Raw genomic sequence first — 23,058 nt, forward strand, 5'->3', positions numbered from 1 at the left:
TGGGTGTTCGCATCGCTTGCGCAAAATGCATTCGCCGGGGCATCTATACGCTTCGGTCATGGATGTGGAGCTCCGGCAGCTGCGCTGTCTCGTCGCCATCGTCGACGAGGGCACCTTCACCGACGCCGCCCTCGCCCTCGGCGTCTCCCAGGCGGCCGTCTCCCGCACCCTGGCCTCCCTAGAACGAGCCCTGGGTGTACGGCTGTTGCGGCGCACCTCGCGCGCGGTCACCCCGACCGGGACCGGCGTACGGGTCGTCGCGCACGCCCGCCGGGTGCTCGCCGAGGTGGACGACCTGGTCCGTGACGCCACCTCGGGCCACGCCCAGCTGCGGATCGGCTACGCCTGGGCGGCGCTCGGCCGGCACACGCTCGACTTCCAGCGCCGCTGGGGGCGCGAGCGTCCGGAGACCGAGCTGCACCTGGTGCGCCTCAACTCGACGACCGCCGGCCTCGCGGAGGGTGCGTGCGATCTGGCCGTCGTACGCCGTGCCCTGGACGACCGGCGGTTCGAGTCGGCCATCGTCGGCCTCGAGCGGCGGCTGTGTGCGATGGCCGCCGATGATCCGCTGGCCCGGCGCAGGTCGGTGCGGATGGCGGACCTCGCGGGGCGGAGGCTCCTGGTGGACCGGCGTACCGGCACCACCACCCCGGACCTCTGGCCGCCCGAGGCCCGGCCGGCCACCGAGGAGACGCATGACGTCGACGACTGGCTGAACGTGATCTCCACCGGCCGGTGTGTCGGGATGACGGCCGAGTCCACCGCCAACCAGTACCCGAGGCCCGGCGTCGTCTACCGGCCGGTGCGCGACGGGGAGCCGATCGCCGTACGGCTCGCCTGGTGGCGGGACGATCCGCATCCGGCGACGCAGGCGGTGATGGAGCTGCTCACCGCGCTGTACCGCGAGGGCTGAACACGGCCGTGTCCGGGTATTCACGTGATCAATGCAAGCAATACGGCAGACAAAATTGTTGACAATCTTGTTTGGCTAGATTTAGGTTCGACAGGCACTCACTCAGGGAGGGCAACGATGCCGAAAGAAGCCCGTCCGAGCACCGGGGAGCAGGCCAAACAGCATGCGCTCGCGCAGCTGCGGCAGGCGATCCTGCACGGCGAGATGGCACCGGCACAGCGGCTGGTGGAGAACGAGCTCGCCGAGCAGTTCGGTGTGACACGGGCCAGCATCCGGGCCGCACTCATCGATCTGGAGGCCCAGGGCCTCGTCGAGCGGATCCGCAACCGGGGTTCCCGGGTGCGGGTGGTGACCGTGGAAGAAGCGGTCGCCATCACCGAGTGCCGGATGGTCCTCGAGGGGCTCTGCGCGGCCAAGGCCGCCGTCGCCGCCAGCGACGAGCAGCTCGCCGAGCTGACCGAGCTGGGCACGGCGATGACCAAGGCCGTGGCCGACGGCGAGCCGGTGACCTACTCCGAGCTCAACCAGGAGCTCCACGCCAAGGTCCGGGAGTTCTCCGGCCAGCAGACGGCGCTGGACCTGCTGGAGCGGCTCAACGCCCAACTGGTGCGCCACCGGTTCCAGTTGGCGCTGCGGCCCGGGCGTCCCCAGCACTCCCTGAACGAGCACCTGGCGATGATCGAGGCGATCAGGGCCAGGGACCCGCAGGCGGCCGAGGAGGCCGTCCGCGCCCACCTCACCAGCGTGATCGAGGCGCTGCGCGACTGATCGCGACGGACCGGGGCGGGCGCTCACCTGTTACCAAGGGAGATTGCAGCAATGACCCAGGCCAACGCGCCCGCCCCCCCACGCTCCACCCTCGTGGTCACCGCGCACGCCGGTGACTTCGTGTGGCGGGCCGGCGGGGCCATCGCCCTGGCGGCCTCGCGCGGCGAGAAGGTCACCATCGCCTGTCTGACCTTCGGTGAACGCGGCGAGTCCGCCAAGGCATGGCGCGAGGGGAAGAAACTCGAGGAGATCAAGGCGATACGCCGGGACGAGGCCGAGCGCGCCGCCGCCACCCTGGGCGCCGAGGTCCGCTTCTTCGACGCCGGCGACTACCCGCTGCTGGTCACCCCCGAGCTGACCGACCAGCTCGTGGAGGTGTACCGCGACACCCAGCCCGACGTCGTGCTCACCCACCCCGTCGAGGACCCGTACAACGGCGACCACCCCGCCGCCAACCGTATGGCCCTGGAGGCCCGGGTCCTCGCCCAGGCCATCGGCTACCCCGGCCCCGGCGAGATCATCGGCGCCCCGCCGGTGTTCTTCTTCGAACCGCACCAGCCCGAGATGAGCGGCTTCAAGCCCGAGGTCCTCCTCGACATCACCGAGGTGTGGGACACCAAGCGCAAGGCCATGGAGTGCCTCGGCGCCCAGCAGCACCTGTGGGACTACTACACCGACCTCGCCGTCCGCCGTGGCGTCCAGCTCAAGCGCAACGCAGGGCCGAACCTGGGCCTGGCCCACAAGACCATGGCCGAGGCGTACATGCGCCCCTACCCGCAGATCGCGAAGGAGCTGGCATGAGCGGCGTGATCGTCACCGACCCGCCCAAGGCGGAGCTGAAGGACGTCGACGCGCTGGCCGGCTACGGAGTGGCGACGGTGAGCGAGGCGATGGGGCGAACGGGCCTGCTGGGCCCGGCGATCCGCCCCGTGCAGCAGGGCGTACGGGTCGCGGGCACGGCGGTGACCGTGCTCAGCTGGCCCGGCGACAACCTCATGATCCACGCCGCAGTCGAGCAATGCGGCGAGGGCGACATCCTGGTCGTCACGACCACCTCCCCGTGCACGGACGGCCTGTTCGGCGAGCTGTTCGCGACCGCTCTTCAGCAGCGCGGCGTTCGTGGCGTCGTGATGAACACCGGCATCCGCGACACCCAGGAGCTGCGCGACATGGGCTTCGCCGCCTGGTCGCGTGCCGTCTCCTCGCAGGGCACCGTCAAGGCCACCGGCGGCTCGGTCAACGTACCGATCGCCGTCGACGGCCAGCTGATCCGCCCCGGCGACGCGATCCTCGCTGACGACGACGGTGTCGTGGTCGTCCCGCGCGAGCGCGTCCGCGAGACGGTCGAGAAGTCGGAGGCCCGCGAGGCCAAGGAGGCCGCCACCCGGGCCGCGTTCCTGGACGGCCAACTCGGCCTGGACCGCTACGGGTTGCGGGAGACGCTCAAGCGGCTCGGTGTGGAGTACCGGACGTACGAGGAGTACGAAGGGGAGCGGCCGTGACCTCCGTGCCCGAGGAGGTGCCCTGTCTGCTGATGCGCGGCGGCACCTCCAAGGGCGCCTACTTCCTGGCCGACGACCTCCCCGGCGACCCCGCCGTCCGTGACGAGCTGCTCCTGCGCATCATGGGCAGCCCCGACGAACGGCAGATCGACGGCCTCGGCGGGGCACACCCGCTCACCAGCAAGGTGGCGGTGGTGTCACCCTCGTCCGCACCGGACGTCGACGTCGACTACCTCTTCCTCCAAGTGGCCGTCGACCGCCCCGAGGTGAGCGACCGTCAGAACTGCGGGAACATCCTCGCCGGCGTCGGCCCGTTCGCCGTCGAACGCGGACTGGTCCCGGCGGGGGAGGAGCGCACCTCCGTCCGTATCCGCATGGTCAACTCCGGTGACCGCGCCACCGCCACCTTCCCCACACCGGGCGGCCGGGTCGACTACACCGGCGAGGCACGGATCTCCGGGGTGCCCGGCACGGCCGCCGCGGTGGTCATCGAATTCCCGCCGGGGGCGGGGGAGTTGCTGCCCACCGGCAACGCCCGTGACGTCATCGCCGGGGTCCCGGTCACCTGTGTGGACAACGGCATGCCCACCGTGCTGATCGCCGCCACCGAACTGAAGGTGACCGGGTACGAGACGCCCAAGGACCTGGAGGAGGATCTGACGCTCGCCGACCGGCTGCGGGAGATCCGCCTGGCGGCCGGACGGCTGATGGGACTCGGTGACGTGACGGACACGACCGTCCCCAAGCTCACCCTGCTCGCCCGGCCCCGCGAGGGCGGCGCGGTCTGCACCCGCACCTTCATACCCGTGCGCTGCCACACCTCGATCGGGGTGCTCGGCGCCGCCAGTGTGGCCGCCGGGCTGCGGATCGCCGGCGGGGTGGGCGCGGAGCTGGCGGCGCTTTCCGAGGAAAGTGACCGAATTCGCATAGAACATCCCACCGGATTCCTGGATATCGAAAGTAGCCTCGGCACCACCCCCGACGGCCTGCCCTCCGCCCGCCGCACCGCCGTGGTGCGCACGGCCCGCAAGATCTTCGACGGCACCGTCTTCCCCCGGGCCGCCGCACGACCCCAAGGAGGTCACCGATGACTCCGCCCCTCGGCGACATCGCGCACATCGGCCACGCCCAGCTGTTCACCCCCGACCTGGACGCCAGCGTCGCCTTCTTCACCGACTATCTGGGCCTCACGGTCAACGGCCAGGACGGTGACACGGTCTATCTGCGGACCTTCGACGACTACGAGCATCACAGCCTCGTCCTCACCGCCCGCGAGCAGCCCGGCCTCGGTCGGCTCGCCCTGCGCACCTCCAGCGAGGAGGCCCTCCACCGCCGTATCGAAGCCAACGAGGCGGCGGGCGGCACCGGGAAGTGGGTCGAGGACGAACCCGGCCTCGGGAAGCTCTACGTCACCACCGACCCGGACGGGCACGAACACGCCCTCTACTGGGAGAGCGAGCACTACCGCGCGCCCGAGGAGCTCAGGCCCGCGCTGAAGAACCAGCCGCAGGCCAAACCCAACCGAGGTGTGGGCGTGCGGCGCCTCGACCACATCAACTTCCTCGCCGCCGACGTCCTCGCAAACGCCGAGTTCCAGCAGAACGTCCTCGGCGCCCGGCCCACCGAGCAGATCCGGCTCGACAGCGGGAAGATCGCGGCGCGCTGGCTGACGTACACGAACAAGTCGTACGACGTCGTCTACACCTCGGACTGGACCGGCAGCGAGGGGCGGCTGCACCACATCGCCTTCGCGACCGACACCCGCGAGGACGTCCTGCGCGCGGCCGATCTCGCCATCGACAGCGGGGTGTTCATCGAGACCGGGCCGCACAAGCACGCCATCCAGCAGACGTTCTTCCTCTACGTCTACGAGCCGGGCGGCAACCGGATCGAGCTGTGCAACCCGCTCACCCGGCTGGTGCTCGCGCCCGACTGGCCGCTGATCACCTGGACCGAGGAGGAGCGGAAGAAGGGGCAGGCCTGGGGCCTGAAGACCATCGAGTCGTTCCACACGCACGGGACACCGCCGGTCGCCTGAGCTGGGCAAAAGGGCGTCCGCCAAGGGTCGCCAGCGATTGTCGATGAGATTGTTGACAAAAACGTTGACTCTTGGCGGGTCGCTCCTTAGCGTCTAGCGCACCAAGTACGAGAGGTAACCAACGATGTCTTCCTCCCCCTCCCTCGTCGCATCCGCTCGCGGCGCGAGACTGGCCAAGCTGGTCGTCGGACTGTGCTGGCTGGCCGTTCTCTTCGACGGCCTCGACATGTTCATCTACGGCTCCGTGCTGCCGCACCTGCTCGCCACCAAGACCTTCGGCCTCACCGCCGACCAGGCCGGCGACCTCGGCTCCTACGCCACCTTCGGCATGCTGGTCGGCGCGCTGACCGCGGGCACCGTGGCCGACCGGATCGGCCGCAAGAAGCTGATGGTCGTCTGCGTGACCCTCTTCTCGCTCGCCTCCGGCCTGTGCGCCGTCTCCGGCAGCGTCGAGGTCTTCGGCCTCGGCCGCACCCTCGCCGGCGTCGGCCTCGGCGGTCTGCTGCCCACCGCGATCAGCATGGTCTCGGACTACGCCCCGCGCGGCCGCGGCGCCATCATCATCGGCGTCCTGATGACCGCCCACCACGCGGGCGGCATCCTCTCCGCCTACGTCGCCAAGTGGCTCATCGACCCCGTCGGCTGGCGCGCGGCGTTCTGGGTCTGCGTGCTGCCGCTGCTGTTCGCGCCGGTGCTCGCCAAGTTCCTGCCCGAGTCGCTGAGCTTCCTGGTGGCCAAGGGCCGCACCGACGAAGCCGCGGCGCTGGCCGCGAAGTACGACGTCGAACTGCCCGCCGCGGCCGGCAAGAAGTCCGCGGCCGACCGCTGGGACGCGCTGGTCGGCCTCTTCCGCGGCGGCGAGTGGCTGCAGACCCTGCTGTACTGGTTCGCCTCCTTCGGCGGTCTGCTGCTGGTCTACGGCGTCGCCACCTGGCTGCCGACCCTGATGCGCACCGAGGGCTACGCGCTCGCCGACGCCCTGACCTTCGTGGTCGTCTTCAACATCGGCGGCATCGTGGGCATGCTGGTCGCCGGACGGGCCGCCGACAAGTTCGGTGCCCCGCGCATCTCGGCCCTGTGGTTCGCGCTGACCGCGGTGGGTGTCTTCCTGCTCGGCACGCACATGAACCAGACGCTGACCATGGTCGTCGTCTTCCTCACCGGCGTCTTCCTCAACAGCGCCCAGACGATGATCTACGCGACGGTCTCCATCCGCTCCAACCCTGCCAACCGCGCCACCGCCGTGGGCTGGACCTCCGGCATGGGCCGCTTCGGCGCCGTCTTCGGCCCGTGGCTCGGCGGCCAGCTCCTCGCGAGCGGCAACGGCGACTGGGGCTTCACCGCCTTCGCGATCACCGGCGTCTGGTCGATGTGCTTCATCGGCTTCGCCGCACTGCGCAGCGCCAAGCAGAGCACGCCGACAGGCAACGAGCAGGAACTGGTCGGCTCACACTGACCTGAGCCACCACAGGGGGAGCAGGCCGAAGCCGGCCACCGCGAAGTCAGGGGCGGTGGCCGGCTTCCTGCGTGAGGTCGGGCGCGGCGATCGATGGGTCCTGAGGAGGCTCCGGCGGCGGTCCGGAGTGCGGCTTCGGGGTCCGTGCCGGGCCACAGGTGAGTGAGCAACAGGCGTCCGGAACCGACCTGTTGGGCGTACTCGCCCAGGAGGCGCGCGGTGAGCAGATACGGCGCGTCGGTGTCCGGATCCTTGTCCACATGCGTCGCCTCCGACAGGAACAGATCCGCGCCCTTCGCCAGCCGGGGGATGCCGGGGCTCGGGCCGGTGTCACCGGTGTAGGCGAGCATGGCATCCGCGGTGGCCAGGCGGATGCCCGCGTGGGGCACGAAGTGCGGCAGCAGGCATGTCTCGGCCGTGAACGGGCCGAAGCGCAGGCCCTCACCCGGCCGTAACGCGCGGAGGTCGTACGCCGTCGCCGGCATGCCCGCCCGGTCGAGCGCGAGTACGGCGTCCAGCGCCCCGTGCGGGGCGTACACCGGCAGCGCAGGGGGCGGAACGTCACGCAACCCCCGTGCACGCGGCAGGGGGTTGAGATCGGCGCAGTGGTGCGGGTGCCCGTGGCTGGCTGACCAGCACGGCGTCGACGGCGTCGACTTGGATGTGCCGGAGCAGCCGGGGCATCGTCGCGTCACCGGGCCACAGCAGCCTGGTTGACGTCAGTCCTTGCCCATCTGGTCCTCGGCCGACAGGTGTTCCACCGTTCTGCCCGTCTCGGTGAACGTGCGGGTGACGTGGCCCGAGGAGTACACCCACAGGATGCGCAGCGGGGTGTTCCCGACGTTGCGGAACAGGTGGGGGATGGGCGAGGGGATGTACGTGGTGTCGAACTGCTCCAGCTTGGTCACCTCGCCGTCGACCCACACCTCCGCCTCGCCGTCGAGGATCGTCACGTGCTCGTCGCAGTTGTGCGAGTGCAGCGGCGCCCCGGAGCCGACCGGGTACACGCTCATGCCGCTGGTGATCAGGTTCTCCCCGCCCGCCGACGGCGTGGTGATCAGCGGTGTCGTCACCACGGCCCCGCCCCGGTCGAGCAAAGGTACCGACGCGGCCTTGATGATCGTGGTCATCCGGAGTTCCTCTCCACTGCACGGTGCTGTGTCGACCGACGTTAGGTCGCCCGCGCTCCGACCGGTGCCCTCTGGCGTGCACCTTTACCTTGCATTTCGGGAGGGGTGAGCTTCGCGAACCCGGCTGTACGGTCGGCTCGCATCGCACGGCTTTCGGATCCGTGCCGGAAACGCGCCGGAAAGAAAAGGCAGGTATCGGCCACATGAGGCTCCCCGTTCTCAGCCAAGAGGAAATGGACCAGCGGCAGCAGGAGCTGGCCGCGCGCATCGCCGGCCGCCGAGGTGCCGTCCGTGGGCCGTTCCGCGTCTGGCTGCACAGCCCGGAGATGTGCGAGCGGGCCGAGTCGCTCGGCGCGTTCGCCCGGTTCGACTGCAGCCTGCCCAAGCGTCTGCGTGAACTGACGCTGCTGATGGCCGCCCGCAACTGGGACGCCCAGTACTCCTGGAACGCGCACGTCCACCAGGCGATCGAGGCCGGTATCCCGGAGGCGGCGGTGAAGGCCATCGCCGAGAAGCGCGAGGCGGTCCTCGACAGCGAGGCCGACCAGGCCTTCTACCAGTTCTGCCGGGAGATCCTGGAGGAGCACTTCGTCAGCGACGAGACCTTCGCCCGGGCACTTGAGCACTTCGGTTCCAAGGGGCTGGTCGACGCCATCGGCGCGCTCGGCAACTTCACGATGCTCGGCATGTGTCTGAACACCTTCCAGGTGGACCTCCAGGCCGACAAGGAGCCCCCGTTCCCGGACGTCCGCGGCTACGGACGCGTGACCCCCGAGGGTGACCGGCCGTGACAGCGGTACTCCGGGTCCGGGGAGTCACCAAGAGCTTCGGCGGGGCCGCCGCCCTCAAAGGAGTCGACCTCGACCTGTACCCCGGTGAGATCCACGCCCTGATGGGCATGAACGGCGCCGGCAAGTCGACCCTGGTGCAGATCCTCTCCGGCGCCCACCCGGCCGACGGCGGCACGATCGAGGTCGGCGGCGAACGGCACTCCGCGCTCACCGTCCGCAAGGCGCGCAGGCTCGGCATCGCCTGCGTCCCACAGCGCCGCGAGCTGGCCATGGGGCTGACCGTCGCCGAGAACGTCCTCCTCGGCGACCTGCCCACCCGGGGCCGTACCGTCCACTGGAAGGCGGTGAAGGGCGCGGCCCGCACGGCCCTTTCCGGGCTCGGCATCGACATCGACGTGGAACGCGTCGCCGGCACCCTCACCGTCGCCGAGCAGACCATGGTCGAGGTGGCCCGCGAGGTCCGCCGCGGTGGACGCATCCTCATCCTCGACGAGCCGACCGCCTGTCTGAGCGCCAAGGACGCCGACCGGATACGGGAGTTGGTGCGGACGCTGCGGGACGACGGGGTCGCCGTCGTCTACATCTCGCACTACATCGACGAGGTCATGGCCGTCGCCGACCGGCTCACCGTGCTGCGCGACGGCGCGGTGGTGACCAGCGCGCCGGCCGCCGACATGGACCAGGCCTCGCTGGTGCGCAGCATGGTCGGGCGGGACGTCGTCTCGCAGCGCCCTGAGCGGCCCACGCCGAAGCCGGAGAGCGGGCTCACCGTCCGCGGGCTCAGCCACGGCCGGGCCGTCGAGGACTTCACCGTCGACGTCCGCAAGGGCGAGATCGTCGCCGTCCTCGGACCCGCGGGCGACGCCCAGTCCCGGCTGTTCGACCTGCTGTCGGGACGGCAGCGTCCCGACGCCGGTGAACTGCGGGTCGACGGGCGGGCCGTGCCCTTCGGGCGGGTGCCGGCCTCGCTGGCCAGCGGGCTGCGCTGTGTCACCGGCGACCGCCGCACCCTCGGCCTGGTCCAGGGCATGACGGTCGACGAGAACCTGATGCTGGCCGGTGACCGTTTCGCGAGACGCCGGCTTCACCGCCGTGGCGAACTCGCCCGCAGGGCCGCCCCGTTGCGGGGCAGCTACGGAGTGGTCGCCCTCACCGGCAACCCGCCCGTCGGCACCCTGTCCGGCGGCAACCAGCAGAAGGTGCTGCTCGGCAAGTGGCTGGAGACCGAGCCGGTCGCCTGCTTCCTGGAGGACCCCACCAACGGGGTCGACGTCGCGGCCATGGCCGACATCCACACCCTCGTCGACGAACTCGCCTCGCGCGGCGTCGCCGTACTGCTCGCCTCCTCCTCCGCCGAGGAGGTCATGCGCCTCGCCGACCGGGTCGTCGTCGTCAGCGCCGGACGCACCGTCGCCGAACACGACATCACCGCCATCACCCGCGACGAGCTCGTCGCCACCGCACTCGGAGGTCAGCCGAAGTGAGCCTCAAGACCCCCTCGGCCGCCCCGGACACCACGGTCGAACCCACCGCACCCCGCAGGTCCCCCCGGGCGTTGCTGCACATCCCGCACGGCGGACTCGTCCTCGTCCTCGTCCTGGTCGCCGTGTTCACCGCCGTCCAGGCCGACTCCTTCACCACCTCGCAGAACCTGCTCAACGTGCTCCGCCAGATCAGCGTGAACGCCGTCATCGCGGCCGGACTCACCCTGCTGATGACGTCCGGCGGCATGGACTTCTCCATGGGCAGCAACGCCGCCGTCACCCTGTCCGTCGCCGCCCAACTCCTGCACGACGGCTGGTCCACGCCCGCGGCCGTGGTGGTGAGCCTGCTCCTTGCGACCCTGATAGGCCTGGTCAACGGCCTTGTCGTGACCTTCACCCGGGTCGCGCCCTTCGTCGCCACCCTCGCCTCCGCCATGCTGCTCGACGGCGTCGCCCTGCTCGTCCTCGACGGCATGAGCGTCACCATCGGGGACAAGCTGACGTCCCTCGGCAACGACAAGCTGCTCGGCATCCCCTATCTGACGGTCGTGGCGGTCCTGGTGCTCGCCGGCGTCGGCGTGTCGATGCGGTTCACCACCTTCGGCCGTGACGCCTACGCCATGGGCGGCAACGAACACGTCGCCCGGCTCAGCGGCATCAACGTCCCCGGCCGCAAACTCGCGTTGTACGCCCTCGCCGGGGCACTCGCCGGTCTGGCCGGACTGATGCTGCTGTCGCGGCTGGGCGCCGCCGCCCCCAACACGGCAGGGCTGATGACCCAGTTGACGGCTGTCGCCGCGGTCGTCATCGGCGGCACGTCGCTCGCGGGCGGGCACGGCAGCATCGTCGGCACGGTGCTCGGCGTGGTGCTGCTGGGAGTTGTCGCCAACGCTCTCAATCTCCTTCAGGTCGACGGCAATTACCAGTACGTCGTGACCGGTGGCGTGCTGCTCGTGGCGGCCATCATCAACGAGTTCCAGCGCAAGTCCTCCCCGGGGCACTGAAGCCCCGGCGCTGCCTGAACTCCCTCTGATTTCCCCCCACGTGTTGCACCTTCTCTTCAACGTTGCAGGAAAGGCGTACCCATGATCCGCACTCCCCGCAGGCGCCGTGCCGCCGCGGTCTCCCTCCTCGGCGCCGCCGCGCTGATGCTCTCCGGCTGTGGCAGCGAGGACGACGCCTCGGGCGCTGCCGACGGGGCGGTCACCCTCGGCTTCGTCAACGGCGCCGCCACCCACTTCCACACCTGTCTGCTGAAGTCCGTGGAACAGACGGCCAAGGCCGAGGACGCCAAGCTCTACTCGGCCAACTCCAAGCAGGACGCCGGGACCGAGCTGTCCAACATCGAGGACATGATCTCCCGCAACGTGGACGCCCTCATCGTCCAGACCGTCAACGTCGATGCCCTCGAAGGTGACATAGCCAAGGCCAAGAGCGCCGGCATCCCGGTCTTCCTCACCTCCGTCGCCACCGACGACATGTCCGACGTCCTCGGGGTCGCCAAGGTCGACCTCAAGCAGGTCGGCGCGCTGGACGCCGGCTGGATCGAGAAGGACGCCGCCGGCAAGGACGTCAAGGTCGGGATCGTCGCCGGTGCGCCCGGTGCCGCGTCCGACCTGCTGGTGGGCGGCTTCAAGGGCGCTCTGCCGGACACAGCGAAGGTGGTCGCCAACCAGCCGGGCATGTTCAACCCGGCGAAGGCCCAGGACGTCGCCGAGAACATGATCCAGGCGCACCCGGACCTCGACTACGCCTTCGTCGCCAACGAGGAGATGGCCTTCGCGGTCCGCAAGGCCTTCGACGCGGCCGGCGCCAAGGACGTGAAGATCGTCAGCGTCAACGGCACCGAGGACGGCGTCGCCGCGGTGAAGAGCGGCGAGCTCTCCGCGACCGTCGCGAACTCGGCGATGACCATCGGGCAGACAGCGGTCAAGAACACGATCGCCCTGCTCAACAAGGACAAGACCGTTGACAAGATTGCCAACATTCCTCTTGTCTTGGTCACCAAGGACAACGTGGACGCAGCTCCGCAGTACTGCCCCAAGTAAGGAGCCATCCATGGACCGCCTGCTTCTCATGCACAGCTTCGTCACCGTGGCACAGGTGGGCAGCTTCAGCGGAGCCGCCAAGAAGCTGGGCTCCTCCGGCTCGCTGGTGTCCCGGCACGTCGCCGAGCTGGAACGGCAGGTGGGCGTCCGACTGGTCAACCGTACGGCCCGCTCGGTGAGCCTCACCGAGCCGGGCCAGCGGTACGCCGAGTTCGCCGCCCGCATCCTCGACGAGATCGAGGCCGAGGACGCGGGAATCGCGCAGTCGCACGACCGCGCCGAGGGAACGCTCAGCATCATCTGTCCGAAATGGATAGGCAGCCTGGATCTCGGCGATGCCATAGCGGCGTTCTCCGCCGCTTATCCCAAAATCCAGGTGCGTTTCGAACTCGGCGGTATGTCGGACCGGACGTACGACTTTCTGGACAGTGGATTCGACATCGCATTCCACACCCGGGATCTCCGGGATTCGAGCGTCCGTCTGAAGAAGATCTCGTCCCTGCCGTTCGTCCTGTGCGCCTCCGAGGCGTACATCGAGCGGCACGGGGCGCTCACCCACCCCAACGACCTCGCCGGCCACGACTGTCTGGTCCACGTCAACGACCCGGTCTGGCGCATCGGACACGGCCACGCGAGCACCCTGCACAAGATCCGCAACATCGCGTTCTCGTCCAACTCCTACATCGCCCTGCAGAAGGCCGCCGTCCACGGCCGCGGCATCGCCCTGCTGCCGCAGCGCCCGGCCTACGACGACCTCGTCTCCGGCGCCCTCCAGGTGCTGCTGCCGGAGCTGGCGGTCCCGGACCGCCCGCTGTACGCGATCTACGGCCCCGGGCAGGACACACCCCGCAAGGTCAGCGTCTTCCTGGACTTCCTCGCCGAGTGGTTCTCACAGAACCCCATTCCAGCCCTGAATTAACCCGGCGCCGACTGCAAGAAACGATTGCGCACCTCGTGCGGCTCGGCCCATTGAGGCTGCCCAGCGGCGAAATCTACGCTCACGAGGCGACCCGGAAACGAGGAATCCATGGGAATCCAGAGAATCGAATCGGTCACCTACAGCATCGACGACCTGGAGGAATGCGTCCGGTTCTACGACGATTTCGGGCTGTTCCTGGTGGAGCGGACCGACGACCACGCGGTGTTCGAGACGCTCACCGGACAGACCCTCCACCTCGACGCCTGGCCGAGCCCGCTGCTGCCGCCCCCGGTGGAGGACGGGCCGACCCTGCGCGAGGTCGTGTGGGGCGTCGACACCCAGGAGGAGCTGGACCGGATCGTCGCCGCGGCCGGCAAGGACCGCGAGGTCCGCGCGAGCGCCGACGGCGTCCACCACACCGTCGACGAGACGGGCTTCGGCGTCGGACTGACCTTGGCCCGCCCGAAACCGGCGCCGGTCACCCCGCGCCCCGCCAACGCCCTGGGCAGCGTCAACCGCTGGAACACGGCCCTGGAGCCGATCGAACGGGTCCGCCCGCTGCGGATGTGCCACGTGGCGCTCAACATCCCGAAGCCCGGCAAGGACGAGGCCGTCGCCTTCTACACCGACCGCCTCGGCTTCCGGCCCACGGACGTCGTCGAGCCCATGGGCGTCTTCATGCAGGCCCCCGGCGACGACGACCAGCACACCGCGCTGCTGTGCCACCGCCCCGACCGCGCCGGGATCAACCACATCGCCTACGAGGTGCCCGGCTTCGACGACGTGATCGAGGGCGGCAACTACATGATCGAGCACGGCTGGCGCGAGGCCCGCAGGCTCGGTCGGCACACCGTCGGCTCCAACGTCTTCCGCTTCCTGCACGCCCCGAGCGGGGGCCGCGTCGAGTACGCCGCCGACATGGACCGGGTCGACGACTCCTACGAGACCCGCGTCCACGCCACCACCCCGCCCCACCACATCTGGGCCCTGCGCACCAACCGCGACAACGAAGCCTCTTGAGAGGGCACCCACCCATGACGACCGACCACGGCTACCCCGCCGTCCGCATGTACATAGCGGGCGAGTGGTGCCAGGGCGGCACCGGACGTACCGCCCCGATCGTGAACCCGGCCACCGAGGAGGTCATCGGCGACGTACCCCTCGCCACCACCGCCGACCTGGACCGGGCACTTGCCGCCGCCGACGAGGGCTTCCGCGTCTGGCGGGCCACGCCGATCGCGCGGCGTACCGCGATCCTGCACGCCGCCGCCGACCTGATCGCCGAGCGCGCCCCCGAGATCGGCCGCGTCAGCACCCTGGAGCAGGGCAAGCCGCTCGCCGAGTCCACCGGCGAGGCCCGCCGCACCGCCGACACCCTGCGCTGGCACGCCGACGACGCCCGCCGCGCCTACGGCCGCATCATCCCGACCGAGCCCGGCACCATACTGACCGTACGGCGCGAGCCCATCGGCCCGGTCGCCGCCTTCGTACCGTGGAACTTCCCCGTCGGCGGCCCCAACCGCAAGATCTCCTCGGCCCTCTCCGCGGGCTGCTCGATCATCATCAAGGGCTCCGAGGAGACGCCCGCCACCGCCGCCGCGCTGGTCAAGTGCTACGAGGACGCGGGCCTGCCCGCCGGGGTCCTCAACCTCGTCTTCGGTGAGCCCGCCGAGGTCTCCGCGCACCTCATCGCCTCCCCCGTCACCCGGCTGATCGCCTTCACCGGCTCGGTCCCGGTCGGCAAGCTGCTGGCGGCCCAGGCAGGCCAGGTCATGAAGCCCTCCCTGATGGAGCTGGGCGGCCACGCCCCGGTGATCGTCTGCGCCGACGCCGACCCCGTGAAGGCCGCCCGCAAGGCCGCGCAGGCGAAGTTCGCCAACGCGGGCCAGGTGTGCACCTCGCCGAGCCGCTTCTACGTCCACGAGAGCCTCGTCGACGAGTTCACCGCCGAGTTCGTGCGGGCCGCCGAGGAGGTGACCGTGGGCGACGGACTGGCCGAGGGCACGAAGATGGGGCCGCTGGCCAACGAGCGCCGGCTGAAGGCGCTGGAGCGGCTCGTTACCGACGCCGTCGCGCGCGGCGCCAAGGTCCTCACCGGCGGCGCCGCCCCAGACCGCCCCGGCTACTTCTACGCGCCGACCGTCCTCACCGACGTGCCCGAGGACGCCGAGCTGCTGCACGAGGAACCGTTCGCACCGGTCGCCCCGATCGTCCCCTTCAGCGACCTGGACGAGGTGCTCGCCCGGGCGAACGCGCTGCCGTACGGCCTCGCCGCCTACGGCTTCACCCGCTCCGCCGCCACCGCCGAGAAGCTCTCCGCGGAGCTGGAGGCCGGCATCCTCTCGATCAACCACTGCGGCGGCTCCGTGCACGAGGCGCCGTCCGGCGGGGTCAAGGAGAGCGGCTACGGCCGAGAGGGCGGCCCGGAGGCCCTCGACGCCTACCTGGTCACCAAGCGCGTCTCCCACCTGCTGGTGCCATGAGGTACGCACGCCTCTCGATCGGCGGACGGCCGGTCTGGGGCCGGGTCGGGGAGACGGACGTCGAGCTGCTGTCCGGCTCCCCGCTGGAGGACGATCCCGACGTCATCGGCACGGTGTCACGGGCGGCGGCCGTCTGGCTGCCGCCGGTAGTCCCCGGCGTCTTCTACGCGGTCGGCATGAACTATCCCCGGCACATCGCGCACGCCAAGGTCGCCACCCCGGAACGCCCCGAGGTCGGCTACCGCGCCAACAGCGCGCTCACCGGGCACCTCTCGCCGATCGTCAAGCCGCGCGAGGTCGAGGGCCGTTTCGAGGCCGAGCCCGAACTCGTCGCCGTCATCGGCCGCACACTGCGTCACGCGACCTACGACGAGGCCCGCAAGTCCGTCTTCGGCTGGACCATCGGCAACGACATCAGCGCCCGCACCTGGCAGCACCAGGACCGCACCTTCTGGCGCAGCAAGAACAGCGACACGTTCAAGCCGATGGGCCCGTGGATCGAGACGGACGTCGACGCGCTCGCCCAGACGACGACTATGCGGGTCAACGGGGAGACGCGCGCGTCCTTCCCCACCGGTGACATGGTGTTCGACCCCTTCGACTACCTGGTCGAGATGACCAAGCACGTCACCGTCCATCCCGGCGACGTGCTCTGGATGGGCGCCGAGTCCACCTGCCAGCTGGAGCCGGGCGACACCGTGGACGTCGAGATCAGCGGCATCGGCGTGCTCTCCAACCCCGTACTCCTCGAAGGGAATCAGCAATGACCGCAGCACCTCGCTACATCCACCACGTCAACTTCCCCACCACCGACCCCGACCGCACCGCCGAGTGGTACGCGAAGGTCTTCGGGATGAAGCGGATCATGCCCAAGTCCAACACCCGCGTGGTGCTGATGACTCGGGGCAACTTCGACCTCCACTTCACGCCCGTCGAGGAGATGGAGCGCATGGCGCCCTATCACTTCGCCGTCGAGGTCGACGACTGGGACGAATTCCTGGAGCACCTCAAGGAGCTGGGCATCCGGCACACCCGCCCGATTCAGCGCCCCGAGAACCAGTCCAAGTTCTGCTACATCCACGACCCCGACCACACCATGATCGAGCTCGTCTACCACGCCAAGCGCCCCAACTAAGCCTGCGCACACGGGAGTTGACCCCCATGCCCATTGCCGACTCCGACGGCACCTCCATCTACTACGAGCGCCACGGCAGCGGTCCGGCGATCCTGTTCGTGCACGGCAGCGGCGGCCACCACGCCGCCTGGTGGCAGCAAGTGGCCGCACTGCGGGACGAGTTCACGGTCGTCACGATCGACCTGCGAGGCTTCGGCAAGTCCGACTCCTCCATGCCGGAGTTCGACGGCCAGGACTTCCCCGGCGATGTGGTCGCCGTCCTGGACCAGGAAGACCTCACCGACGCGATGCTGGTCGGCCAGTCCATCGGCTCCGTCGCCGCCCTGCGCGCCGGCCTCCTGCGCCCGGAGCGCGTCTCCTCGGTCGTCCTCGGCCACTCCCTGGGCGGCATCAGCCACCCCGAGCTGAAGGAGCTGGCCGCGGCGGACCGCGCCGAGGCGGTGAAGCTGCCCGTCATCGACCGGCTGCTCACCAAAGAGTTCCAGACCGGCCGCGCCGATCTCACCTTCCTCTTCCAGCAGATGGGCACCTTCAACGTCGCCCGGATGCAGGACCTGCGCAACCTCGACACCAACGGTCCCTCCCTGGAGGACATCCAGGCCTCCGGCGTCAAGGTCGCCTTCCTCGCCGGCGAGAAGGACGCGGTGCTCAGCGTCAAGACCGTCACCCGCGCCCATGAACTGCTGCCCGGTTCGCACCTGGAGATCGTCGAGGGCGCCCCGCACTCCATGTACTGGGAGACGCCGGGACCGTACAACAACGCGATCGCCCACCTGCGCCGCACCCTCACCGCACCGAAGGACTCCGCATGACCACCCTGACCCTGGACGCCGCCGAGAAGATCCTCGACGCCGCCCACCAGCGCGCCCAGGCGATCGGCAAGGCGGTGAGCGTGGCCGTGGTCGACGCGGGCGGCTTCCCCATTGCCATCCGCCGCCCCGACGGCGCCCGCCCCCTCACCCCCGACATCGCCCGCGCCAAGGCCTACACCGCGGCGATCATGCAGCGCCCCGGCACGATGCTGAAGAAGTGGCAGGAGAGCCAGCCCGTCTTCTTCTCCCAGCTCTCCCAACTCCCCGGCGCCGCGATGCCGATCATGGCCACCGAGGGCAGTGTCACCATCAAGAAGGACGGCGAGATCATCGGCGGCCTCGGTATCGCCGGCGGTACCGCGGCCGAGGACCAGCAGATCGCCGAGGACGTCCTCAAGTCCCTCGGCTACGAGCTGGAGTTCGCCGCGTGGGGCGTCGCGGGCGGAAGGAACTGACATCATGGCCGACACTTTCAACTACCGCATCGACCACCACGGCAGCCTCGTCCGGCCCGCCGACCTCGACGCGATCGGCGCCGACCAGGCGGTCCAGGACGCGGTGGTCTTCCAGCGCAAACTGCGTTCCACGGTCGTCACCGACGGCGACTTCCCACGAGAGGACTTCCGCAGCGCGGTCCTTGACGGGGTATCAGGCTTCCGCCGCACGGACGAGACCGACGCCGACGGTCTGACCCGCTGGGTGGCCGAGTCCCTCCCGAAGGCCAACGGCCCGCTGGTGGCGGACTGGGCGACCCGGCTCGGCGAACTGACGGTGATCGCCCCGAAGGTCTCGCTGCCGTCCCCGGCCTACCTGGCCGCCACCACCTTCCAGCCCGGCCTCGGCACAGGCTCCGCACGCGAGTTGGGGGAGGCGCTGGCCGAGATCATCGCGACGGAGATCGCACTGCTGGTCTCGAAGGGCGTACGCCTGATCCAGCTCAACAACCCGCTGCTGCTCGACGCCGATCCGGGGGCGCTGTCCTATGAGGACGCGCTGGCGGTCGACGCGCTCGCGGCCCGGCTCGACGAGCGCCCCGAGGGCGTACGCATCGGCGTCTGCCCCGGCTGGACGGCCCCGGCGGAAGTGGACCGGGCGCGCCTGGAGAAGCTGTACGCGGGCATCCCGGCCGACCGCTGGATCCTGCCCCTCCTGGAGGGCACCGAGGCCGAGCTGGACCTCATCAGGGCCCTGCCGGAGGACCGGGACGTCTGCCTGGGCGTGGTCGACGCGACGGTCCCCGACCTGGAGGACCTGGACACCGTACTGACCCGCATCGACGCGGTAGGCGAGTTGAAGGACCTGGAGGACGCGGCCCTGTCCCCGTCGAGGGGCTTCGCGGACGTGGCAAGCAGGCCGCTCCTCACGACAGAGGAACAGCGCAAGAAGCTGGTTCTGGTCGAGACACTGGCCCGGTACGTCTGGGGCAACGAGTTCTGAAAAGGGCCTTTAGGGGCGCGGGGAACTGCGCGATCAGCCACAGACAACCCGCGCCCCTGGACGAAAGCTAAAGCACTTCAGCAAAAGTCACCGAGCGATCGACAAGCAACGGCCAGACCGTCTCCACGATCAGCTCCTTGAAGTGGCTCGCCGCCTTGTGCGCCTCGAAGCCCGCCTGGTCGGCGTACTGCTCGTACAACACGAAACTTCCGGTCTCGCCCACCTCCGTGTGCACCTCGTACGCCAGGTTCGCGGGCTCGGCGCGGGTGTGCTCGCGCACCTTCAGCAACGCACCCCGCACAGTCGCCTCGTCGTCGGCGGCGCAGTGGTAACGGGCGATGACTGCGTAGGCCATCGGGTTCCTCCTCATGGATCGTCCGGCCCACCGATCCCACCATGAATGCCCTGATGAGCGGCTCGCACGGAGTGCAAGCAATGTCTGCCGCCCCGGAGCTGGTCCCATCACCGTCCCGTGAGGTGTCGTGAACGACATGCGTACTCTCGAAACCCTCTCGGGCGGGGAGTGGGTGACGACCGGCGAGTGGATCGACGTCCACGACCCGGCCGACGTCCGCACCCCGTTCGCCCGCGTCCCCGCCCTCTCCGCCAAGGACGTCACCCGCGCCTACGACCACGCCGAGCGCGCCTTCGCCCGCTGGAAGCGCACCAGCCCCTTCGAGCGGGCGCGGATCTTCACCGACGCGGCCCGCCTCATCCGGGAGCGCGTGGAGGAGATCGCCGCGGACGTCACCGCCGAGAACGGCAAGACCCTGGGCGAGGCGACGGGCGAGACCCTCAAGGCCGCCGACTTCCTGGAGTACTACGCCGGCCTCGCCCGCCAGGGCTACGGCACCCTGCTGCACGACGTACGCCCGAACCACCGTACGCACACCCAGCGCGAGCCCATCGGCGTGATCCTGGTGATCAGCCCGTGGAACGACCCGCTGATCACCCCGGCCCGCAAGCTCGCCCCGCTGCTCGCGGCCGGCAACGCGGCGGTGTTCAAGCCGGCCACCGAAACCCCGGTCTCCGGCCTGCACTTCGCCCGCGCCCTGCACGACGCGGGCCTGCCGCCCGGTGTCCTGAACGTCATCACGGGCCGCACCGCCGAGCTGGAGGAAGCGCTCCTCGACGACCCGCGGATCACCGGCATCACCTTCACCGGCTCCAACGCCGTGGGCAACCGCATCCGCCGCCGCCTCGCCGACCGCAACGTCCGCTTCCAGGGCGAACTCGGCGGCAAGAACGCCTCGGTGGTGCTCGCGGACGCCGATCTGCCGGCCGCCGCGAAGGCCGTCGTGGCCGCCTCCTTCGGCCAGGCCGGACAGCGCTGCACCGCCACCAGCCGGGTCGTCGTCGAGCGGCCGGTGTACGACGAATTCGCCCGCCTGCTGCTCGCCGAGGTCGAGGCGCTGACGGTCGGCCCGGGCAGCGACCCGGCGACGACGCTGTGCCCGCTGTCGAGCCCGAGGCAGCGCGACAGCGTCCTCGCCGACATCGACAAGGCGATCGCGGAAGGAGCGACGCTTTTCACGGGCGGCACGGCGGACATCGACCGTCCGCACGGCTGCTACGTCCGGCCGACCGTCCTGGCCGACGTCACCCCGGACATGGCGATCTGGCGCGAGGAGGTCTTCGGGCCCGTCCTCGCCCTGCGCGCGGTGGACGACTTCGGCGCCGCCGTCGACGCGGTCAACGACTCCGACTTCGGGCTCGCCGCGGCCGTGTTCACACGCGACCTGGGCAACGCGTACCGGTTCGCCGACGAGGCCGAGTGCGGTCAGGTCGCGGTCAACACGACCACCACCGGCTGGGACGTCCACCTTCCCTTCGGCGGCTTCCGCGACTCCGGTACGGCGTACAAGGAGCAGGGGGACGAGGTGCTGCGCTTCTCAACTCGCGTCAAGACGGTGGCCGTTCACTTCGGGGAGCCGTCGCGTGGCTGACGAGACCATCGGCATCGTCGGTGCAGGCATCGTCGGCCTCGCCACCGCCCGCGAGATCGCCCTGCGCCGCCCCGGCACCCGGGTCGTGGTGCTGGAGAAGGAACAGGAAGTCGCCGTCCACCAGACCGGCCACAACTCCGGCGTCGTGCACGCCGGCATCTACTACGCGCCGGGCAGCCTCAAGGCCGACCTGTGCGTACGGGGCGTGGCGATGCTCCGCGAGTACTGTCAGGAACGAGCGCTGCCGTACGAGGAGATCGGCAAGCTCGTCATGGCGGTCCGCGAGGACGAACTCGGCCGTATGGAGAACCTCTACGAGCGGGCGAAGAACAACCACGTGCCCGAGCTGCGCAAGGTCTCCAAGGACGAGATCAAGGAGATCGAGCCGAACGCCGGCGGTATCGCGGCCCTGCACTCGCCGCGCACCGCGATCACCGACTACAAGGCGATCGCCCGGGAGTTCGCCAGGGACATCGAGGACTCCGGCGGCGAGGTACGACTGGGCTTCCCCGTCACCTCGATCACCCAGGTCCCGGGCGGCATCGAGGTCGCCTCCGGCCAGGAACGCATCAAGGTCGACCGGCTGATCCTGTGCGCGGGCCTCCAGTCGGACGCGGTGGCGAAACTTGCCCAGGACAAGCAGGAACCGAAGATCATCCCGTTCCGCGGCGAGTACATGCTCCTCAAGCCGGACCGCACGCACCTCGTACGCGGCCTCGTCTACCCGGTCCCCGACCCGCGCTACCCCTTCCTCGGCGTGCACTTCACCCCACGCGTCGACGGCTCGGTCGAGGTCGGCCCGAACGCCGTCCTGGCCCTGGCCAAGGAGGGCTACACGCTCGGCAGCATCTCCCCGAAGGACCTCCTGGGCATAGCCGCCTACCCCGGCACCTGGCGGATGGCGGCCCAGCACTGGCGTACCGGCGTCAAGGAGTACCGCGGCGCCCTGTCCGCGGCGGCCTTCATGAAGGACGCGGGGCTCTACGTCCCCGGCGTCGGCGTAGGGGACGTCGTACGCGGCGGAGCGGGCGTACGGGCCCAGGCGCTGGACCGCGACGGCACCCTCGTCGACGACTTCCGTATCCACGGCGCCGGCCGGATCACCGCCGTACGCAACGCGCCCTCGCCCGCCGCGACCGCCTCGATGGCGATCGCGGAACACATCGCGGATGCAGTCTTCGCACACTGAAAGTGCCCTGCTGAGAGGGCACTTGGACGCAACAAGTGCTTGCGCTCCCAGGGGCTCCGCAAGGCCTCGGAACCCGCCTAGCGTTCCACCCGCACCACAGCGTCACCCCCTCCTTCGAAGAGAAAGAGTCGAACGATGTTCGTTGTCGACACACAGATCCACATCTGGCTGGAAGAGTCCGCGGACCGCCCCTGGGTGCCCGGCGCGCGGGAGCGCATCCGCCTCAACGGCCACCGCGAGGACCCCTTCTCCTACGAGGAGGCCCTGGAGCTGATGGACGAGGCCGGCGTCAACCGCGCGCTGATCCTGCCGCCGTCCTGGGAGGGCGACCGCATCGACTACGCCCTGGAGGCGTGCGAGGCGCACCCGGACCGTTTCGGCATCATGGCCCGCGTCCCGCAGAACAAGCCCGAAGAGGGCAAGGCGATGCTGAAGGACTTCGCGCAGAACCCGCACGTCAAGGGCACGCGGCTCACCTTCCACCGGCCGCAGGACCGCAACTGGATGATCGACGGCACCAACGACTGGTACTGGCCGATCGCCGAGGAGCTCGGCATCCCGACGATGGTCCACGCGCCCATCTGGAAGCGGGAGCTGGGCGAGATCGCCGCCAAGCACCCCGAGCTGAAGATCATCATCGACCACATGGGCATCATGGCCCGCTGTGTGGACGACGCGATCGGCTACTGGGTCGCGGAGACCGCCGACCTGGCCGCCCACCCCAACATCTACGTCAAGGTCTCGGCGCTGCCCGGCTACTCCACCCAGCCCTTCCCGAACAACAACATCCAGAAGTACGTGCGCGAGATGGTCGACAAGATGGGCCCGCAGCGCTGCTTCTACGGCACCGACATCACCCGCCTGCTCGGCCACGGCATCACCTACACCGACACGATCGAGCAGTTCACCAAGCACTGGGACTTCACGCCCGAGGAGCTTGAATGGATCATGGGCCGCGGTATCTCCGAGGTCCTGAACTGGCCGATCGAGGGCTGAGGAAACACGAG

At 69.8% G+C, this 23,058-nt stretch carries 24 protein-coding genes and 1 pseudogene; 22 read left to right on the forward strand and 3 right to left on the reverse strand.

Features of this window, described 5'->3' with window-relative positions; genetic code table 11:
- Window positions 1-58: 58 nt before the first annotated feature.
- From OG885_RS39390 to OG885_RS39420, 7 genes are all read left to right on the forward strand, one after another.
- Window positions 59-913 (forward strand): LysR family transcriptional regulator, encoded by an 855-nt coding sequence (locus tag OG885_RS39390; RefSeq protein WP_405740409.1) that lies wholly within the window; start codon window positions 59-61, stop codon window positions 911-913.
- Between the two features lie 117 nt (window positions 914-1,030).
- A complete protein-coding gene (locus tag OG885_RS39395) occupies window positions 1,031-1,681 on the forward strand; it encodes a GntR family transcriptional regulator (RefSeq protein ID WP_405740411.1) in 651 nt (216 codons plus the stop codon).
- 51 nt (window positions 1,682-1,732) lie between these two features.
- Window positions 1,733-2,482, forward strand: a complete 750-nt coding sequence (locus OG885_RS39400) for a PIG-L deacetylase family protein (RefSeq protein WP_405740414.1) — start codon at window positions 1,733-1,735, stop codon at window positions 2,480-2,482.
- Window positions 2,479-3,183: a 4-carboxy-4-hydroxy-2-oxoadipate aldolase/oxaloacetate decarboxylase gene (locus OG885_RS39405; RefSeq protein WP_405740417.1), complete on the forward strand. Its 705-nt coding sequence runs from the start codon at window positions 2,479-2,481 to the stop codon at window positions 3,181-3,183. The genes OG885_RS39400 and OG885_RS39405 overlap by 4 nt, the downstream gene beginning before the upstream one ends.
- Entirely contained in the window at window positions 3,180-4,274 is a 1,095-nt protein-coding gene (locus OG885_RS39410) for a 4-oxalomesaconate tautomerase (RefSeq protein ID WP_405740420.1), read from the forward strand. Before OG885_RS39405 ends, OG885_RS39410 begins: the two co-directional genes overlap by 4 nt.
- Window positions 4,271-5,221, forward strand: coding sequence for a catechol 2,3-dioxygenase (locus tag OG885_RS39415; RefSeq protein WP_405740423.1), 951 nt, complete (start codon window positions 4,271-4,273; stop codon window positions 5,219-5,221). The genes OG885_RS39410 and OG885_RS39415 overlap by 4 nt, the downstream gene beginning before the upstream one ends.
- A gap of 124 nt (window positions 5,222-5,345) precedes the next feature.
- Window positions 5,346-6,677 carry an MFS transporter gene (locus OG885_RS39420; RefSeq protein WP_405740426.1) on the forward strand — a complete coding sequence of 444 codons (1,332 nt, stop codon included), beginning with the start codon at window positions 5,346-5,348 and terminating at the stop codon, window positions 6,675-6,677.
- 218 nt (window positions 6,678-6,895) lie between these two features.
- Here OG885_RS39420 and OG885_RS39425 read toward each other — a convergent pair.
- A pseudogene (locus tag OG885_RS39425) lies at window positions 6,896-7,372 on the reverse strand (MBL fold metallo-hydrolase); the annotation flags it as partial.
- A gap of 24 nt (window positions 7,373-7,396) precedes the next feature.
- Window positions 7,397-7,807, reverse strand: coding sequence for a cupin domain-containing protein (locus OG885_RS39430; RefSeq protein WP_405740429.1), 411 nt, complete (start codon window positions 7,805-7,807; stop codon window positions 7,397-7,399).
- 233 nt (window positions 7,808-8,040) lie between these two features.
- Here OG885_RS39430 and OG885_RS39435 point away from each other — a divergent pair, with 233 nt between their 5' ends.
- The 12 genes from OG885_RS39435 (at window position 8,041) to OG885_RS39490 (ending at window position 18,916) form a co-directional block, all read left to right on the forward strand.
- Complete coding sequence (locus OG885_RS39435) at window positions 8,041-8,598, forward strand: carboxymuconolactone decarboxylase family protein (protein WP_405740432.1); 558 nt, start codon at window positions 8,041-8,043, stop codon at window positions 8,596-8,598.
- Entirely contained in the window at window positions 8,595-10,082 is a 1,488-nt protein-coding gene (locus OG885_RS39440) for a sugar ABC transporter ATP-binding protein (protein WP_405740435.1), read from the forward strand. Before OG885_RS39435 ends, OG885_RS39440 begins: the two co-directional genes overlap by 4 nt.
- Complete coding sequence (locus OG885_RS39445) at window positions 10,079-11,086, forward strand: ABC transporter permease (protein WP_405740438.1); 1,008 nt, start codon at window positions 10,079-10,081, stop codon at window positions 11,084-11,086. Before OG885_RS39440 ends, OG885_RS39445 begins: the two co-directional genes overlap by 4 nt.
- Before the next feature lie 81 nt (window positions 11,087-11,167).
- A complete protein-coding gene (locus OG885_RS39450; protein ID WP_405740441.1) occupies window positions 11,168-12,130 on the forward strand; it encodes a sugar ABC transporter substrate-binding protein in 963 nt (320 codons plus the stop codon).
- A gap of 10 nt (window positions 12,131-12,140) precedes the next feature.
- Entirely contained in the window at window positions 12,141-13,049 is a 909-nt protein-coding gene (locus OG885_RS39455) for a LysR family transcriptional regulator (protein ID WP_405740444.1), read from the forward strand.
- 108 nt (window positions 13,050-13,157) lie between these two features.
- A complete protein-coding gene (locus tag OG885_RS39460; RefSeq protein WP_405740446.1) occupies window positions 13,158-14,069 on the forward strand; it encodes a VOC family protein in 912 nt (303 codons plus the stop codon).
- Window positions 14,070-14,083: 14 nt separating this feature from the next.
- Window positions 14,084-15,532 carry an NAD-dependent succinate-semialdehyde dehydrogenase gene (locus OG885_RS39465; protein ID WP_405740449.1) on the forward strand — a complete coding sequence of 483 codons (1,449 nt, stop codon included), beginning with the start codon at window positions 14,084-14,086 and terminating at the stop codon, window positions 15,530-15,532.
- Window positions 15,529-16,299 carry a fumarylacetoacetate hydrolase family protein gene (locus OG885_RS39470; protein ID WP_405740452.1) on the forward strand — a complete coding sequence of 257 codons (771 nt, stop codon included), beginning with the start codon at window positions 15,529-15,531 and terminating at the stop codon, window positions 16,297-16,299. Before OG885_RS39465 ends, OG885_RS39470 begins: the two co-directional genes overlap by 4 nt.
- Window positions 16,296-16,667: a VOC family protein gene (locus OG885_RS39475; RefSeq protein WP_405740455.1), complete on the forward strand. Its 372-nt coding sequence runs from the start codon at window positions 16,296-16,298 to the stop codon at window positions 16,665-16,667. Before OG885_RS39470 ends, OG885_RS39475 begins: the two co-directional genes overlap by 4 nt.
- 26 nt (window positions 16,668-16,693) lie before the next feature.
- Window positions 16,694-17,479 carry an alpha/beta fold hydrolase gene (locus OG885_RS39480; RefSeq protein WP_405740458.1) on the forward strand — a complete coding sequence of 262 codons (786 nt, stop codon included), beginning with the start codon at window positions 16,694-16,696 and terminating at the stop codon, window positions 17,477-17,479.
- The gene (locus OG885_RS39485; protein WP_405740461.1) at window positions 17,476-17,934 is read left to right on the forward strand and encodes a heme-binding protein; all 459 of its coding nucleotides are present in this window, start codon (window positions 17,476-17,478) and stop codon (window positions 17,932-17,934) included. The genes OG885_RS39480 and OG885_RS39485 overlap by 4 nt, the downstream gene beginning before the upstream one ends.
- 4 nt (window positions 17,935-17,938) lie before the next feature.
- Window positions 17,939-18,916, forward strand: coding sequence for a methionine synthase II (cobalamin-independent)-like protein (locus OG885_RS39490; protein ID WP_405740464.1), 978 nt, complete (start codon window positions 17,939-17,941; stop codon window positions 18,914-18,916).
- A gap of 67 nt (window positions 18,917-18,983) precedes the next feature.
- Here OG885_RS39490 and OG885_RS39495 read toward each other — a convergent pair whose 3' ends face one another.
- Window positions 18,984-19,271 (reverse strand): putative quinol monooxygenase, encoded by a 288-nt coding sequence (locus OG885_RS39495; protein ID WP_405740467.1) that lies wholly within the window; start codon window positions 19,269-19,271, stop codon window positions 18,984-18,986.
- Between the two features lie 136 nt (window positions 19,272-19,407).
- Here OG885_RS39495 and OG885_RS39500 point away from each other — a divergent pair, with 136 nt between their 5' ends.
- The 3 genes from OG885_RS39500 to OG885_RS39510 all read left to right on the forward strand — a co-directional run bounded on the left by OG885_RS39500 (window position 19,408) and on the right by OG885_RS39510 (window position 23,047).
- Window positions 19,408-20,862: an aldehyde dehydrogenase family protein gene (locus OG885_RS39500; RefSeq protein ID WP_405740469.1), complete on the forward strand. Its 1,455-nt coding sequence runs from the start codon at window positions 19,408-19,410 to the stop codon at window positions 20,860-20,862.
- Window positions 20,855-22,051, forward strand: coding sequence for an L-2-hydroxyglutarate oxidase (lhgO, locus tag OG885_RS39505; RefSeq protein ID WP_405740472.1), 1,197 nt, complete (start codon window positions 20,855-20,857; stop codon window positions 22,049-22,051). The genes OG885_RS39500 and lhgO overlap by 8 nt, the downstream gene beginning before the upstream one ends.
- A 135-nt stretch (window positions 22,052-22,186) precedes the next feature.
- Entirely contained in the window at window positions 22,187-23,047 is an 861-nt protein-coding gene (locus OG885_RS39510) for an amidohydrolase family protein (protein ID WP_405740475.1), read from the forward strand.
- Window positions 23,048-23,058: the final 11 nt, after the last annotated feature.

Origin of the sequence: Streptomyces sp. NBC_00028 (genome assembly GCF_045041065.1) — a bacterium.
Classification (GTDB): domain Bacteria; phylum Actinomycetota; class Actinomycetes; order Streptomycetales; family Streptomycetaceae; genus Streptomyces.

What these genes read in the sequence shown, in the direction of transcription:
- OG885_RS39390 (WP_405740409.1), top strand. Translation starts at nt 59, where the DNA reads ATGGATGTGGAGCTCCGGCAGCTGCGCTGTCTCGTCGCCATCGTCGAC.
- OG885_RS39395 (WP_405740411.1), top strand. Translation starts at nt 1,031, where the DNA reads ATGCCGAAAGAAGCCCGTCCGAGCACCGGGGAGCAGGCCAAACAGCAT.
- OG885_RS39400 (WP_405740414.1), top strand. Translation starts at nt 1,733, where the DNA reads ATGACCCAGGCCAACGCGCCCGCCCCCCCACGCTCCACCCTCGTGGTC.
- OG885_RS39405 (WP_405740417.1), top strand. Translation starts at nt 2,479, where the DNA reads ATGAGCGGCGTGATCGTCACCGACCCGCCCAAGGCGGAGCTGAAGGAC.
- OG885_RS39415 (WP_405740423.1), top strand. Translation starts at nt 4,271, where the DNA reads ATGACTCCGCCCCTCGGCGACATCGCGCACATCGGCCACGCCCAGCTG.
- OG885_RS39420 (WP_405740426.1), top strand. Translation starts at nt 5,346, where the DNA reads ATGTCTTCCTCCCCCTCCCTCGTCGCATCCGCTCGCGGCGCGAGACTG.
- OG885_RS39430 (WP_405740429.1), bottom strand. Translation starts at nt 7,807, where the DNA reads ATGACCACGATCATCAAGGCCGCGTCGGTACCTTTGCTCGACCGGGGC.
- OG885_RS39435 (WP_405740432.1), top strand. Translation starts at nt 8,041, where the DNA reads ATGGACCAGCGGCAGCAGGAGCTGGCCGCGCGCATCGCCGGCCGCCGA.
- OG885_RS39450 (WP_405740441.1), top strand. Translation starts at nt 11,168, where the DNA reads ATGATCCGCACTCCCCGCAGGCGCCGTGCCGCCGCGGTCTCCCTCCTC.
- OG885_RS39455 (WP_405740444.1), top strand. Translation starts at nt 12,141, where the DNA reads ATGGACCGCCTGCTTCTCATGCACAGCTTCGTCACCGTGGCACAGGTG.
- OG885_RS39460 (WP_405740446.1), top strand. Translation starts at nt 13,158, where the DNA reads ATGGGAATCCAGAGAATCGAATCGGTCACCTACAGCATCGACGACCTG.
- OG885_RS39465 (WP_405740449.1), top strand. Translation starts at nt 14,084, where the DNA reads ATGACGACCGACCACGGCTACCCCGCCGTCCGCATGTACATAGCGGGC.
- OG885_RS39470 (WP_405740452.1), top strand. Translation starts at nt 15,529, where the DNA reads ATGAGGTACGCACGCCTCTCGATCGGCGGACGGCCGGTCTGGGGCCGG.
- OG885_RS39475 (WP_405740455.1), top strand. Translation starts at nt 16,296, where the DNA reads ATGACCGCAGCACCTCGCTACATCCACCACGTCAACTTCCCCACCACC.
- OG885_RS39480 (WP_405740458.1), top strand. Translation starts at nt 16,694, where the DNA reads ATGCCCATTGCCGACTCCGACGGCACCTCCATCTACTACGAGCGCCAC.
- OG885_RS39485 (WP_405740461.1), top strand. Translation starts at nt 17,476, where the DNA reads ATGACCACCCTGACCCTGGACGCCGCCGAGAAGATCCTCGACGCCGCC.
- OG885_RS39490 (WP_405740464.1), top strand. Translation starts at nt 17,939, where the DNA reads ATGGCCGACACTTTCAACTACCGCATCGACCACCACGGCAGCCTCGTC.
- OG885_RS39495 (WP_405740467.1), bottom strand. Translation starts at nt 19,271, where the DNA reads ATGGCCTACGCAGTCATCGCCCGTTACCACTGCGCCGCCGACGACGAG.
- OG885_RS39500 (WP_405740469.1), top strand. Translation starts at nt 19,408, where the DNA reads ATGCGTACTCTCGAAACCCTCTCGGGCGGGGAGTGGGTGACGACCGGC.
- OG885_RS39510 (WP_405740475.1), top strand. Translation starts at nt 22,187, where the DNA reads ATGTTCGTTGTCGACACACAGATCCACATCTGGCTGGAAGAGTCCGCG.